Source organism: Pseudomonas sp. C7.1, assembly GCF_056312395.1.
On record NZ_JBWDTL010000003.1, the window covers coordinates 3,364,898 to 3,379,349 of the forward strand.

Annotated in this window: 15 protein-coding genes; 12 read left to right on the forward strand and 3 right to left on the reverse strand. The window is 60.7% G+C overall.

Features of this window, described 5'->3' with window-relative positions; translation table 11 throughout:
• Positions 1-91: 91 nt before the first annotated feature.
• Entirely contained in the window at positions 92-490 is a 399-nt protein-coding gene (locus tag AC0T4W_RS19100) for an NINE protein (RefSeq protein WP_476321681.1), read from the reverse strand.
• Between the two features lie 157 nt (positions 491-647).
• Here AC0T4W_RS19100 and AC0T4W_RS19105 point away from each other — a divergent pair, with 157 nt between their 5' ends.
• Together AC0T4W_RS19105 and AC0T4W_RS19110 are read left to right on the forward strand one after the other, a co-directional pair.
• Entirely contained in the window at positions 648-1,859 is a 1,212-nt protein-coding gene (locus tag AC0T4W_RS19105) for a putative DNA modification/repair radical SAM protein (protein WP_476321683.1), read from the forward strand.
• Positions 1,859-2,737, forward strand: a complete 879-nt coding sequence (locus tag AC0T4W_RS19110; RefSeq protein ID WP_476321685.1) for a TIGR03915 family putative DNA repair protein — start codon at positions 1,859-1,861, stop codon at positions 2,735-2,737. The genes AC0T4W_RS19105 and AC0T4W_RS19110 overlap by 1 nt, the downstream gene beginning before the upstream one ends.
• Here the strand turns inward: AC0T4W_RS19110 and AC0T4W_RS19115 are convergent.
• On the reverse strand, positions 2,703-3,848 hold the full coding sequence (locus AC0T4W_RS19115; protein WP_476321687.1) for a PilT/PilU family type 4a pilus ATPase: 1,146 nt from the start codon (positions 3,846-3,848) through the stop codon (positions 2,703-2,705). The two genes, AC0T4W_RS19110 and AC0T4W_RS19115, sit on opposite strands and share 35 nt — an antisense overlap.
• A gap of 107 nt (positions 3,849-3,955) precedes the next feature.
• Positions 3,956-4,990: a type IV pilus twitching motility protein PilT gene (locus tag AC0T4W_RS19120; protein ID WP_090240439.1), complete on the reverse strand. Its 1,035-nt coding sequence runs from the start codon at positions 4,988-4,990 to the stop codon at positions 3,956-3,958.
• Between the two features lie 63 nt (positions 4,991-5,053).
• Here AC0T4W_RS19120 and AC0T4W_RS19125 point away from each other — a divergent pair, with 63 nt between their 5' ends.
• The 10 genes from AC0T4W_RS19125 to hemW all read left to right on the forward strand — a co-directional run bounded on the left by AC0T4W_RS19125 (position 5,054) and on the right by hemW (position 14,438).
• Positions 5,054-5,740: a YggS family pyridoxal phosphate-dependent enzyme gene (locus AC0T4W_RS19125; RefSeq protein WP_476321689.1), complete on the forward strand. Its 687-nt coding sequence runs from the start codon at positions 5,054-5,056 to the stop codon at positions 5,738-5,740.
• A 36-nt stretch (positions 5,741-5,776) separates the two neighbouring features.
• The gene (proC, locus tag AC0T4W_RS19130) at positions 5,777-6,595 is read left to right on the forward strand and encodes a pyrroline-5-carboxylate reductase (protein ID WP_476321691.1); all 819 of its coding nucleotides are present in this window, start codon (positions 5,777-5,779) and stop codon (positions 6,593-6,595) included.
• 9 nt (positions 6,596-6,604) lie between these two features.
• Entirely contained in the window at positions 6,605-7,195 is a 591-nt protein-coding gene (locus tag AC0T4W_RS19135; RefSeq protein ID WP_476321693.1) for a YggT family protein, read from the forward strand.
• 305 nt (positions 7,196-7,500) lie between these two features.
• A complete protein-coding gene (locus AC0T4W_RS19140; protein ID WP_476321695.1) occupies positions 7,501-9,483 on the forward strand; it encodes a dynamin family protein in 1,983 nt (660 codons plus the stop codon).
• A 255-nt stretch (positions 9,484-9,738) separates the two neighbouring features.
• Positions 9,739-10,356 (forward strand): ATPase, encoded by a 618-nt coding sequence (locus AC0T4W_RS19145; RefSeq protein WP_476321697.1) that lies wholly within the window; start codon positions 9,739-9,741, stop codon positions 10,354-10,356.
• 67 nt (positions 10,357-10,423) lie between these two features.
• Entirely contained in the window at positions 10,424-11,563 is a 1,140-nt protein-coding gene (gene metX / locus AC0T4W_RS19150; RefSeq protein WP_476321699.1) for a homoserine O-succinyltransferase MetX, read from the forward strand.
• A 2-nt stretch (positions 11,564-11,565) separates the two neighbouring features.
• Positions 11,566-12,177, forward strand: coding sequence for a methionine biosynthesis protein MetW (gene metW / locus AC0T4W_RS19155; RefSeq protein ID WP_476321701.1), 612 nt, complete (start codon positions 11,566-11,568; stop codon positions 12,175-12,177).
• 39 nt (positions 12,178-12,216) lie between these two features.
• The gene (locus AC0T4W_RS19160; protein WP_476321703.1) at positions 12,217-12,636 is read left to right on the forward strand and encodes a DUF4426 domain-containing protein; all 420 of its coding nucleotides are present in this window, start codon (positions 12,217-12,219) and stop codon (positions 12,634-12,636) included.
• A 13-nt stretch (positions 12,637-12,649) separates the two neighbouring features.
• A complete protein-coding gene (gene rdgB, locus AC0T4W_RS19165; RefSeq protein WP_476321705.1) occupies positions 12,650-13,246 on the forward strand; it encodes an RdgB/HAM1 family non-canonical purine NTP pyrophosphatase in 597 nt (198 codons plus the stop codon).
• 61 nt (positions 13,247-13,307) lie between these two features.
• Positions 13,308-14,438 carry a radical SAM family heme chaperone HemW gene (gene hemW, locus AC0T4W_RS19170; RefSeq protein WP_476323804.1) on the forward strand — a complete coding sequence of 377 codons (1,131 nt, stop codon included), beginning with the start codon at positions 13,308-13,310 and terminating at the stop codon, positions 14,436-14,438.
• The last annotated feature ends 14 nt before the right edge of the window (positions 14,439-14,452 follow it).

Sequence of the window (14,452 nt, forward strand, 5' to 3'; positions counted from 1 at the left end):
GATGGCGCGTGGTGGGTTACGCCGCTCGCGCAAATCGCGTTGCCCGCTAGGCCATAATCAGCGCGGCTAACCCACCCTACGAAACCGCCCCCTACGAGCGCTCAGCGTTCTTGATCGACACCTGGGAGTTCAACGTCCAGAAGTCATACAACACGCCGATCAGGAACAGGCCACCGGTGCACAAGTAGATGATCCCGGTGATCCACTTGCCCTGATACATGCGGTGCACCCCAAAAATGCCGAGGAAGGTCAGCAGAATCCAGGCCACGTTGTAATCGGTATCACCTGCGGTAAAACGCAAATCAGCTTCGCGATCCATCGCCGGGATCAGAAACAAGTCGATGATCCAGCCGATAAACAGCAGGCCGAAGGTGAAGAACCAAATGGTCCCGGTCACCGGCTTGCCGTAATAGAAACGGTGCGCACCTAGAAAGCCGAAAATCCACAGCAGATAGCCGATAAGTTTACTGTGGGTATCCTGTCGCTGCATATATGTGTCTCCTCATGGATTGATAGGACTTTGACGCCACACTCTACGCAAGGTTCGCCGCCCGGGGAAATCCGTTGTACGCAGTGCCATATCAGCGCTTGAAGCCTGCTCAGTATTGCTAAATACTGTATGCATAAACAGCTAACCAGGCACACCCATGCAGCTGATCGAAAAACTCACTGTCCTCGCCGATGCCGCCAAGTACGACGCCTCCTGCGCCAGCAGTGGCGCGCCCAACCGCAGCTCCAAAGGCAAAAGCGGGATCGGCTCGACCAACGGCATGGGCATCTGCCACAGCTTCACCCCGGACGGGCGCTGCGTGGCGTTGCTGAAGATCCTGCTGACCAACTTCTGCCTGTATGACTGCCAGTACTGCGTCAACCGCCGCTCCAGTGACGTACCACGCGCGCGCTTTACCCCGGAAGAAGTGGTGACCCTGACCCTCGACTTCTACAAGCGCAACTGCATCAGCGGGCTGTTTCTCAGCTCCGGGATCATCCGCTCGGCCGACTACACCATGGAGCAGCTGATTCGCGTGGCCAAACTGCTGCGCGAAGAGCACGAGTTTCGCGGCTATATCCACCTCAAGACCATCCCCGACGCCGACCCGCTGTTGATCGCCGAAGCAGGGCGCTACGCCGACCGCCTTAGCGTAAATATCGAACTGCCCACCGAGAGCAGCCTGATTCGCCTGGCTCCGGAGAAAAAGGTGCTTACCATCAAACAGGCCATGCACTCGATTCATCAAGGCGAGAGCGAAGCCCGCGCGGAAAAACGCGCGCCGCGTTTTGCCCCGGCAGGGCAAAGCACACAAATGATCATTGGTGCCGACGCCACCGATGACAGCACCATCCTGCACACCGCCGCCTCGCTTTACGGCGACTACCGCCTGCGCCGGGTCTACTACTCAGCGTTCAGCCCAATCCCGCAAAGCCCGAACACCGTGCCGTTCGAAGCACCGCCCTTGCTGCGCGAGCACCGCCTGTATCAGGCCGATTTTCTGCTGCGCGGCTACGGCTTCGCGGTGGACGAACTGCTCAGCGGCCCCGGCAATCTGGCCCTGGATATTGACCCGAAACTGGCTTGGGCACTGAACAACCGCGAGCATTTTCCGGTCGACCTCAACCGCGCGGAACCTTCGATGATCGCCCGCGTGCCGGGGATCGGCGTGCTCAGCGCGAAACGCCTGGTCGCACTGCGCAGACAGAAGCGCATCCGCTTCGAGGACCTAACGCGCCTGCGCTGCGCCCTGGAGAAAGCCAAACCCTTTATCGTCACCCAGGACTACCGGCCCCTGCAGGCCAGCCGTGAATCCCTGCTGTTGCGTCAGCAGCTCAGTGAAACGCCCGCACAGATGGCGCTGTGGTAATGCACGGCGCGCAGTTCGACGGCAGTTTTGCCGGCTGGCGCGAGGTCGCCAGAAGCCTATTGCAGCAGGGCGTGCCGCCGCACCAAGTCACCTGGCTGGGCGATGGCGACAGCGGTGGGTTGTTCGACCAGGCACCGATAAACCTCAGTCCCACCGTGACAAGCCCTGCGCCGCGCATCCCCAAACAGCTGCTTGAACTGTTGCAGAGCGCCGCACGCTTTTGCGTCGAGGATCGCTGGAGCCTGCTCTATCGAATTCTCTGGCGGGTTGCCCAGGGTGATCGCGCCGCCATGCTGGCGGGGGATGCCGACGGCAGCCAGCTGCATAAACGACTCAAGGCAGTGCGCCGCGAGGCCCACCATCTGCATGCCTTTCTGCGCTTTCATCCGCGCCCGGAAAACGCCGAAGGACCACAGCTGGTGGCCTGGCATGAACCCGCCCATGACATTCTGCCCAGCGCCAGCGGACACTTTGCCGAGCGCCTAGGGCGCACTCGCTGGTTGATTGCCACACCGGATGACGGGGTGTATTGGGATGGCCAGCGCCTGCACTACCAGCGCCCATGCCCGAGTGAGTGGCAACGCCTGGCGCAAGCGCCCGAAGATGAGGGAGAAGCGTTATGGCTGGCCTATTACGGCAGCACCTTTAACCCGGCGCGACTGAATCGCAGCGCACTGGAAACCAGCATGCCGGTACGCTTCTGGAAGAATCTGCCGGAAGGCCTACTGATTCCGCAGCTGATGAGCCAGGCCCGCGCCGGCGCACAACGCGATGGCCAAGCCGAAGCGGTATCGCGCCAGGACGGCAAACGCATTCGCCACACCCGCGCGAAGCCGCCAGCAGTCAGCGGAAACGCCGACCCGGATCGTCCTCGCTGATTTCCAGCGACAAGCCCTGGGCCATGCTGCTCAGGTGATCGCCATCGGTTTCCGAGCCGAGCTTGATCATCAGGCGCAGATCGTTAGCCGAGTCCGCATACAGCAGCGCATCCTCGTAGGTGATCTCGCCCTGGCTGTAGAGGTTGTACAGCGCCTGGTCGAAGGTCTGCATACCCAGCTCGGTGGAACGCTTCATCAACGTCTTGAGCTCGTGCACCTCGCCCTTGCGGATCAGGTCGGCAGCCAGCGGGGTGTTGATCAACACCTCAATCACCGCACGGCGGCCCTTGCCATCTGGGGTCGGAATCAGTTGCTGAGCAACAATGGCTTTGAGATTGAGTGACAGATCCATCCACACCTGGTTCTGCCGGTCGGCCGGGAAGAAGTTGATGATGCGGTCCAGCGCCTGGTTAGCGTTGTTGGCGTGCAGGGTGGCCAGGCACAGGTGACCGGTTTCGGCGAAGGCCACGGCGTGATCCATAGTCTCGCGGGTACGCACCTCACCGATCAGAATCACGTCCGGCGCCTGGCGCAGGGTGTTTTTCAGCGCCACTTCGAAGGACTCGGTGTCGATACCCACTTCACGCTGAGTGACGATGCAGCTCTGGTGCTGGTGGATATATTCGATCGGGTCTTCGATGGAGATGATATGACCGCTGCTGTTCTTGTTGCGGTAGCCAATCATCGCCGCCAGGGAAGTCGATTTACCGGTACCGGTCGCACCAACAAACAGCACCAGGCCGCGCTTGGTCAGGGCCAGCTTCTTGAGGATTTCCGGCAGTTTCAGCTCGTCCAGCGTCGGGATATTGGTCTCGATACGTCGTAGCACCATGCCGGCCAGGTTGCGCTGGTAGAAGGCACTCACACGGAAACGGCCAACGCCACGAGCACTGATGGCGAAGTTACATTCGTGGTTTTCGGTAAAGTCGCGGCGCTGCTGCTCGTTCATCACCGCGTGCACGGTTTCACGGGTCTGCTCCGGCGACATGGGGGTCTTGGTAATCGGCATGATCTTGCCGTTGACCTTCATCGACGGCGGCACGCCCGCAGTAATAAACAGGTCGGAGCCGCCCTTTTCCACCATCAGGCGCAGCAGTTTTTCGAATTCCATCGTTGTTCGCCCATGTGCATCACGCGGTTATGCAAAAGCCAGCGGCAGGCGCGTGGATTGCCGCTGGGCTAAACCCGACAGGCGATTGCCCGCTGGGTACTGTCGATTTAGAAATTTTCTGGCGTTTTGGCTTTCTCACGCGCCGCTTCGCGGCTGACGATGCCTTTGGAAACCAGGGTCTTAAGGCAAGAGTCGAGGGTCTGCATACCCAGCGAGCCGCCAGTCTGGATCGCCGAGTACATCTGCGCCACCTTGTCCTCACGGATCAGGTTACGAATGGCCGGGGTGCCAATCATGATTTCGTGGGCTGCCACGCGGCCGCCGCCAATCTTCTTCAGCAGGGTCTGTGAGATTACCGATTGCAGCGACTCGGAGAGCATGGAACGAACCATGGATTTCTCTTCGGCCGGAAATACGTCGACCACGCGGTCGATGGTCTTGGCCGCCGAGGTGGTGTGCAGGGTGCCGAACACCAGGTGACCGGTTTCCGCTGCGGTCAGGGCCAGGCGGATGGTTTCTAGGTCACGCATCTCACCAACCAGGATGATGTCCGGGTCTTCGCGCAGCGCCGAGCGCAGGGCTTCGGAGAAGCCGAGGGTGTCGCGGTGCACCTCACGCTGGTTGATCAGGCACTTCTTTGATTCGTGCACGAATTCAATTGGGTCTTCGACGGTGAGGATGTGGTGGTATTTGTTGCTGTTTATATAGTCAAGCATCGCCGCCAGGGTGGTCGACTTGCCCGAGCCGGTCGGCCCGGTCACCAGCACCAGGCCGCGCGGCACATCGGAAATCTTGCGGAAGATCTCGCCCATGCCGAGGTCTTCCATGCTCAGCACTTTCGACGGAATGGTGCGGAATACCGCGCCAGAACCACGGTTCTGGTTGAAGGCGTTAACCCGGAAGCGCGCAACGCCCGGCACTTCGAAGGAAAAGTCGGTCTCGAGGAACTCCTCGAAATCCTTGCGCTGCTTGTCGTTCATGATGTCGTAGATCAGTGCATGCACCTGTTTATGGTCCAGCGCAGGCAAATTGATCCGGCGAACATCACCGTCGACCCGAATCATCGGAGGCAGGCCAGCGGAGAGATGCAGGTCCGATGCACCTTGCTTGGCGCTGAAGGCCAGCAATTCAGTGATATCCATGGGACTCCCTAATGACAGACAAGCAGGTAGAATGCCGCAAAACCCAGGCGGCGGGCGCAAGTAATGTCCACGATAGCAGAGAATATTGCAAAGGTCGGAGTGCGCATCCGTGAGGCGGCGCAAGCCTCGCAGCGAGATTGTGCGACTGTTGGCCTGCTCGCGGTGAGCAAAACCAAACCGGCGGCGGCGATTCGCCAGGCATTTGCCGCCGGCGCCACCGATTTTGGCGAGAACTACCTGCAAGAAGCCCTGGAAAAGCAGGTCGAACTGAGCGATCTGCCGCTGACCTGGCACTTTATCGGGCCGATCCAATCCAACAAAACCAAACCCATCGCCGAGCACTTCGCCTGGGTGCATTCGGTGGATCGTCTGAAAATTGCCCAGCGCCTGTCTGATCAGCGTCCACCCCATCTGCCAGCGCTGAATATCTGCCTGCAGGTGAATGTCAGCGGTGAGGCCAGCAAATCTGGCTGCAACCCAGATGAGCTAACGGCCCTGGCACAAGCGGTTACACAACTGCCCAACCTGCGCCTGCGTGGATTGATGACAATCCCCGAGCCTACTGATGACCCCTACGAGCAACGCGCCGCCTTCGCCCGCTTGCGCGAGCTGCAGCAAGGCCTGAACCTGAGCCTCGACACCTTGTCCATGGGCATGAGCCATGACCTGGAAGCGGCGATTGCCGAAGGCGCGACCTGGGTGCGCATCGGCACCGCATTGTTCGGCGCACGCGACTACAGCAGCAACTGATTGAGTTTGTCTTCAGCTTTATTAAGGAAGCCCGTTATGACCACTCCCCGCATTGCCTTTATTGGCGCAGGCAATATGGCCGCCAGCCTGATCGGCGGCCTACGTGCCCAGGGCATCGACGCCAGCACCATTCGCGCCAGTGACCGTGGCGCCGAACAGCGCAGCAAGATCAGCGCCGAGCATGGCATTGAAACCTTTGCCAGCAATGCCGAAGCGATTCAGGGTGCGGACGTGATCGTGCTGTCGATCAAGCCGCAGGTAATGAAAGAAGTGTGTCTGGATTTGGCCGCGCATATCGGCGAGCAGCAACTGGTGGTATCGATTGCCGCCGGCATCAGCTGCGCCAGCCTGGAAAACTGGCTGGGCCCGCGCGCCATCGTGCGCTGCATGCCCAACACCCCAGCGCTGCTGCGTCAGGGCGTCAGCGGCCTGTACGGCAATGCGCAGGTTTCGCCGACCCAACGCCAACAGGCCGAACAACTGCTTAGCGCCGTCGGCCTGGCGCTGTGGCTGGATAAGGAAGAACAGATCGATGCCGTGACCGCCGTGTCCGGCAGCGGCCCGGCGTATTTCTTTCTGCTGATCGAAGCCATGACCGCCGCCGGCGAGAAACTCGGCCTGCCGCGTGAAACCGCCGCCCAGCTGACCTTGCACACCGCCCTTGGCGCCGCGCGCATGGCCGTGGCCAGCGATGTCGAAGCCAGCGAACTGCGCCGCCGGGTCACCTCACCAGCCGGCACCACCGAAGCAGCGATCAACACCTTTCAGGCCGATGGCTTCGAAGCCCTGGTCGAAAAAGCCCTGAACGCCGCCGCCCACCGCTCTGCCGAGCTGGCCGAACAACTCGGCCAATAAGGAACGAAAATGATCGGACTCAACACCGCCGCCGTTTATATCCTGCAGACCATTGGCAGTCTGTACCTGCTGATCGTGCTGCTGCGCTTTATCCTGCAACTGGTGCGGGCAGACTTCTACAACCCGGTCAGCCAATTCATCGTGCGCGCCACCCACCCGCTGCTGAAACCGCTGCGCAAAATCATTCCGAGCCTGGCCGGCCTTGATTTAGCCTCGCTGGTGCTGGCGATACTGGTGCAACTGCTGCTGATGGCCGTGACCCTGCTGTTGCTAGGTTATGGCCTGGACAATCCGCTGCAACTGCTGGTGTGGTCGATCATTGGCGTCACCGCACTGTTTCTCAAGGTGTTCTTCTTTGCCCTGATCATCAGTGTGATCCTGTCCTGGGTCGCCCAGGGCAGCCATAACCCCACCGCCATGCTGATCAACCAGATCTGTGAACCGCTGCTGTCGCCGATCCGCCGCATCCTGCCAAGCATGGGTGGGCTGGACCTGTCGCCAATCGTCGCGTTTCTGCTGCTCAACCTGATCGACATGCTGGTGATCCGCAACCTGGCGATCATGACCGGCATGTACAAAGGCCTAAGTTTGGCGGTCTGACAGTGCATTGACGCTGGGACGGCAAAGGCCTGCTCCCAGCGGCCGGCCATGACCGCCTGGTCACCCTGACCGACCATAAGGCGGGCGTGCGACAACCTGCAATTGACGCCATGGCTGCGACCCGCATAATGCCAGACAGGTCAATCCACGAACGTCGTGGCTCTGGCGTAATTCCACAGGCTTTGAAGCGTTACCAGCCGCATGTTCTCGCTGTGCGGCATTGTTCAATGTGTGCCCGACTTAACCTGGGTGCCGTATAGCCCCAGTCGCCCCACAATGGATGCGCCAACCGGAGGAAAGCCAGGATGAGCATGGAACGTCTCAGTCAGCAGGTCGATGCTTACGTCACCTGGAAGCGCGAGCTGATGCGCGAAATCACCCGCTACCGCAGCTGGCTGGTGACTAATCGGCTGAACTCCGAGGCCGTAGAAGCCAAGCTTGAGCGCGCGCTGAAGCTGCTGCGCACCGACCACATCACCCTGGCTTTTGTCGGCGAGTTCTCGCGCGGCAAGACCGAGCTGATCAACAGCCTGTTCTTCTCCTCCTACGGCCAGCGCATGCTGCCGTCCCAGGCTGGGCGCACCACCATGTGCCCCACCGAGCTGTTCTTCGACCCACGCTCGGAACGCTCCTATATTCGCCTGCTGCCCATCGAGACCCGCGTGTCCGAGGCCAGCGTGGCGCAGTTCAAACGTATTCCCCGGCACTGGGTGAATATCCCGCTGGACCTCAGCGACCCGGACAATATGGTCCAGGCCTTTGTCCAGGTTGCGCGCACCAAACCCATGCCGGTCGAACAGGCGATTGCCCTAGGCTTTCACCCGGACATGCTGGAAAGCACCCATAAGCGCGGCGAAGTGCTGGTACCAGCCTGGCGCCACGCCATGGTCAACTTCGACCACCCACTGCTGCGCCAGGGTTTGCGCATCCTCGACACCCCCGGCCTGAACGCCCTGGGTAGCGAACCGGAACTGACCCTGTCGATGCTGCCCAACGCCCAGGCGATCATCTTCCTGCTGTCCGCTGATACCGGGGTGACCGCCAGCGATATGGCCGTGTGGCAGCAACATATCCGCCAACTCGACGAAGACACCCAGACCAGCCTGTTTGCCGTGCTGAACAAGATCGACGTGCTCTGGGATGACCTGGCCGGCGAGGCCTTTGTGCAGAACGCCATCCGCCAGATCCAGACCAGCACCGCGCGCCAGCTCGGCATCCGCGTTGAGGACGTACTGCCGCTATCGGCCAAGCAAGCAATGTTGGCCAAGGTGCGCAAGGACCCGGAGCTGCTGGCCCGCAGCCAGATGAGCAACCTGGAGAACCTGCTCTGCGAGCGTATCATCGCGCAGAAGGAACGCCTGCTCGAAGACCGCGTGGTCAATCAGGTGCTGAAGCTGCTGCAGAACAGTCAGCATGTGCTCAACCTGCGCCTGGAAAAGGTCAACGAACAGCAAGCGCTGCTGAGCAACCACCAGCACGACAACGGCCAGATGCTGTTCGAGCTGACTGCCAAGACCAAGGAAGACCACAGCCAGCACCACAAACGCCTGCTTGGCCTGAAAACCAACCAGCGCCTGCTCAAGCGTCAGGGCGACCTGCTGCGTCACGCCTCGCGCAGCGAACGCCTGGACGAACACCTGAACAAGGTGCGCAAGAACCTCACCGGCAGCTGGACCACCCTGGGCATCAACCAGGCCATCCTGCACTTCTTCCGTAGTGTGGAGCAGGACCTGCACAACCTGGCGCAGGAAGCCGAGATGGCCAACAAGATGGTCGCGGCCATCTACCGCCGGCATAACGAAGAGAACCCGCTGCACGGCGTCGATGCCCCGCAGTTCAACATCAAGCGCTACCTGCGTGAACTCAAGCAGCAGCAGACCAAGGCCGACCAGTTCCGCCTGCAGCTGAAAACCCTGCTGACCGAACAGCGCAGCCTGACCAAACGCTTCTTCGCCACCCTGGTGCAGGAGGTGATCGGCCTGCACCAACGCATGCGCCAGGAAGCCGAGCAGTGGGCCAGCGATGCGCTGATGCCACTGATGCAACACACCCTGGAACACAAGCAATTGCTGGAAACCCACATGCTGCGCCTCAAGGCCCTAGCCCAGGAAACCCAGCAGTCGCGCCAGCGTGGCCAGCAACTCGCGCGCTACAGCAGCGAACTGGAACAACAACTGGCGCAGGCCAACGAGATGCTGCGCATCCTGCGCCGCCCTGCCCCCGTGCAGCGCCAGGGCAAAGTGGTCAACCTACCTGGGGCCGCACGCGCGCACAGCGTCGGCGAATAGCGCTGTTGGCTTTCACTAATGAAGCTCTTATGCTGACGTGTAGGAAAGATGCTTGAGGGGTACTGAAAATGAATAGCTCTTTTGACTTGGTTGCGAGCCAAGACGACCCAAGTGACGTGCAGCTCTCCAAGCTAATGTCGCAAGTACGTCAAACAGCCCATAACAGGGTTGCTCGCGTAGACAGCCTGCTTACCGAATCATTGGCACGCGCGATCAAAGCCAAGCATAAGCCCAAGGCTGCGCGCACGCAGCGCAATGCCTGAAGTCAGACCCAAGCTGTTAGTGTTTGCCGGCCCTAATGGCTCCGGCAAAACATCCATCACTGAAATGCTGCGCAAACACCATTGGCTATCTGACTGCACCTTCGTAAACCCAGATGAAATTGCGCAGGATGAGTTTGGTGGCTGGAACTCGGAGGACGCGTTCAAACAGGCCGCCGAGAAATCAGAACGCCTGCGCGAACAATGCTTAGTCGAGAAGCGCAGCCTGGCATTTGAAACAGTCCTATCCACCGAAGACAAGCTCGATTTTATCCAGCGCGCTGCAGACGCTGGATTCTTTGTCAGAGTGTTCTTCGTCAGTACCTCTCACCCTGCTATCAATGCTTATCGGATCACATACCGCTACATGGATGGTGGCCATGAGGTCCCCATCAGTAAGATTGTCGCGCGCTACACAAAATCCATTGCCAACTGCGTGGCTCTGGCCGCTTTAGTTGATCGACTTTATGTCTACGACAACTCGGTCAACGATCAAGATCCCCGTCTTCTATTTCGCACCCGTGAAGGAATGCTCTGCAAAACGTACGCAGCGGATAGCGAAATTCCCGAGTGGGCATTACAGATCAAACAATGCATTCCTAGCGGAACCTAGCACTGTTCTTGCCGCCTGGGGCGGCGCTCTTTAGACTGCGGCTCTTCCTTTATTGCGAGCAGGGTCGATGTCGACTGCCTTTCCCCAAGACTCTGTTGGCCTGGTAACCCCGCAGGTTGTGCAGTTCGCAGAACCTCTGGCGCTGGCCTGCGGGCGCAGCCTGGCCGACTACCAATTGGTCTTCGAAACCTACGGCCAGCTAAATGCCACGGCCAGCAACGCCGTGCTGATCTGCCACGCCCTGTCCGGTCACCACCATGCCGCCGGTTATCACAGCGCAGAAGACCGTAAACCGGGTTGGTGGGACAGCTGCATCGGCCCCGGCAAGCCGATCGACACCAACAAGTTCTTCGTGGTCAGCCTGAACAACCTCGGCGGCTGCAACGGCTCCACCGGCCCCAGCAGCATCAACCCGGCGACCGGCAAACCCTTCGGCGCCGACTTCCCGGTGATGACCGTAGAAGACTGGGTGCACAGCCAGGCGCGGCTGGCCGACAACCTCGGTATCCAGCAGTGGGCAGCGGTGATCGGCGGTAGCCTGGGCGGCATGCAGGCCATGCAATGGACCATCAGCTACCCCGAACGCGTGCGTCACTGCCTGGCAATTGCCTCGGCGCCCAAGCTGTCGGCGCAGAACATCGCCTTCAACGAAGTGGCGCGCCAGGCGATCCTCACCGACCCGCAATTTCATGGTGGGCACTTCCAGGAACAGGGCGTGATCCCCAAGCGCGGGCTGATGCTGGCGCGCATGGTCGGCCACATCACCTACCTGTCGGACGACGCCATGGGTGAGAAATTCGGCCGGGGGCTAAAGAGCGAGAAGCTCAACTACGACTTCCACAGCGTCGAGTTTCAGGTGGAAAGCTACCTGCGCTATCAGGGCGAAGAATTCTCCGGCCGCTTTGACGCCAACACCTACCTGTTGATGACCAAAGCGCTGGACTACTTCGATCCGGCTGCAGCATTTGACGGCGACTTGGCCAAGACCCTGGCCCACGTCAGCGCCGACTTCTGCGTGATGTCCTTCACCACCGACTGGCGCTTCTCGCCGGCGCGCTCGCGGGAAATTGTCGATGCGTTGACCGCTGCGCGAAAAAACGTCTGCTACCTGGAAATCGATGCACCTCAGGGTCACGACGCCTTTTTGATGCCGATCCCGCGCTACCTGCAGGCATTCGACAGCTATATGAAACGGATTAAGGTGTAACCATGCGCGCGGATCTCGACATCATCCAAGAGTGGATTCCCGCTGGCAGCCGTGTGCTCGACTTGGGTTGCGGCAATGGCGAGCTGCTGGCCTGGCTGGCCGAACACAGGCAGGTGTTCGGCTACGGTTTGGAAATCGATGCGGACAACATTGCCCAGTGCGTCAGCAAGGGCGTCAACGTGATCGAACAGGACCTCGACAAAGGTCTGGGCAACTTCGCCAGCAACAGCTTCGACGTGGTAGTCATGACCCAGTCGCTGCAAGCCCTGCATTACCCGGACAGGGTGTTGGCGGAGATGCTGCGCGTCGGCAAGACCTGCATCATTACCTTTCCCAACTTCGGCCACTGGCACTGCCGCTGGTACCTGGCGAGCAAGGGCCGCATGCCGGTCTCGGACTTCCTGCCCTACACCTGGTACAACACGCCGAATATCCACTTTTGCACCTTCGAAGACTTCGAAAAGCTGTGTCATGACCAAGGCGCGAAAGTCATGGACCGCCTGGCCGTGGACCGTGACCACCGGCATGGCTGGGCCAGCCGTATCTGGCCTAATCTGTTAGGTGAGATCGGCATTTACCGGATCAGCGGGCCGAGCGCCCAGGATGCCAATTAAGCGGCCTTATCGTAGGCCGCCGTCTATCTGGAGAACCCTATGCGTCGCATCGCACTACTGTTTATCGCCCTGTGCCTGAGCCTGCCGGCGCTTGCCGAACGCAAGCAAAGCTTCGGCGATCTCGACGTGCACTACATCGCCTTCAACTCCGGCTTTCTGCAGCCGGATGTCGCCGCTGCCAACGGCCTGGTACGCAGCAAGACCCAGGGCGTGGTGAACATTTCCGTGCTCAAGGCCGGTACCGCCAGCAGCGCCAGCGTCAGCGGCGAAGTGAAGGACCTGGTCGGCCGCAGCCAGCCGCTGTCCTTCAAGCAGGTCAACGAGGGCGCTGCCATCTATTATCTGGCGCAATTCAACTTCACCCAGCGCGAACTGCTGCGCTTCACCATCAACGTGCGCGCTGCCGATGGCGCGGCGCACAGCTTCAATTTCAACCAGGAAGTCTTCCCAGACGAATGATGGCGCTGAATACATGATGCATTTCAACGAACTGGTGCTGGCCAGTCACAACGCCGGCAAACTCAAAGAGCTGCAAGCCATGCTCGGCAGCAGCGTACGCGTGCGCTCGGTGGGCGAGTTCACCATGGTCGAGCCGGAAGAAACCGGCCTGTCGTTTATCGAAAATGCCATCCTCAAGGCGCGCAATGCCGCGCGGCTGTCAGGCCTGCCGGCGCTGGCCGACGATTCGGGCCTGGCGGTGGACTTTCTCGGCGGCGCGCCGGGCATCTACTCGGCGCGCTACGCCGATGGTCAAGGCGATGCCGCGAATAACACCAAGCTGCTTGAGGTGCTGAAGGATGTACCGGATGCTGAACGCGGCGCGCAGTTCGTCTGCTGCCTGGCTCTGGTGCGACATGCCGACGACCCACTGCCGATCATCTGCGAAGGCCTCTGGCACGGACGCATACTGCATGCCGCGCAAGGCGTGGAAGGCTTTGGCTATGACCCGCTGTTCTGGGTGCCCGAGCGCGACTGCTCCAGCGCCGAGCTGCCGGCAGCCGAGAAAAACCAGATCAGCCACCGCGCCCGCGCCATGGCCCTGCTGAAACAGCGGCTGGGTTTGGTGTGAACCCAGAACCCTCCCCCCGGCCCCTCTCCCAGAGGGAGAGGAGAGCACAAGCGGCTTCGAGCTGCCGCCTCTCGCGCTGTATATCCACATCCCCTGGTGCGTGAAGAAGTGCCCCTATTGCGACTTCAACTCCCACTCCGCCGGGCCAACGTTGCCTGAAGAAGAGTATGTCGACGCCCTGCTGGCGGACCTGGATGCCGATTTGGCGCAGGTTTATAACCGCCCGCTGAGCTCGATCTTTTTCGGCGGCGGCACCCCCAGCCTATTTTCCGCCAAGGCCCTCGGCCGCCTGCTAGAGGGCGTGGAGCAGCGAGTGGCGTTTGCCGCCGATATCGAAATCACCCTGGAAGCCAACCCCGGCACCTTCGAGCAAGCCAAGTTCCGCGACTACCGCCGCCTCGGCATCAATCGCCTGTCGATTGGCGTGCAGAGTTTCCAGGCGCCCAAGCTGATCGCCCTGGGACGCATCCACGATGGCAATGAAGCTGTGCACGCAGCGGACATGGCCCGCGCCGCCGGCTTCGACAACTTCAACCTGGATCTGATGCACGGTCTGCCGGACCAATCCATCGAGGATGCCCTGAGCGACCTGCGCATCGCCATCGCCCAGGGGCCGACGCACCTGTCCTGGTATCAACTGACGGTGGAGCCCAACACGGTGTTCTGGAACCAGCCGCCGGTGATGCCCGAGGACGATATTCTCTGGGACATTCAGGAGGCCGGCCAAGCCCTGTTGGCCGCCGAAGGCTACATGCAGTACGAAGTTTCGGCCTACGCGCAGGCGGGTAAAGCGGCGCGGCACAACCTGAATTACTGGACCTTTGGCGACTTCCTCGGCATCGGCGCCGGCGCCCACGCCAAACTGAGCAGCCCGGACGGCAGCATCAGCCGTAGCTGGAAAACCCGCCTGCCCAAGGACTACCTCGACATCAGCAAGCGCTTCAACGCTGGCGAGCGCGCCCTTAGCGCCGATGAATTGCCCTTCGAATTTCTGATGAATGTGCTGCGCCTCACTGACGGCGTCGCCAGCGAGCTGTTCACTCAGCGCACCGGCCTGCCGCTCAGCCAGCTCGCTGCCGCGCGCCTGGAGGCCGAGCAGCGCGGTCTGCTGCACAGCGATCCGACTCGTCTGAGCGCCACCCGCGAAGGCCAGCTGTTTCTCAACGACCTGCTGCAACACTTTCTACCCTGACGCATGCGCCAACA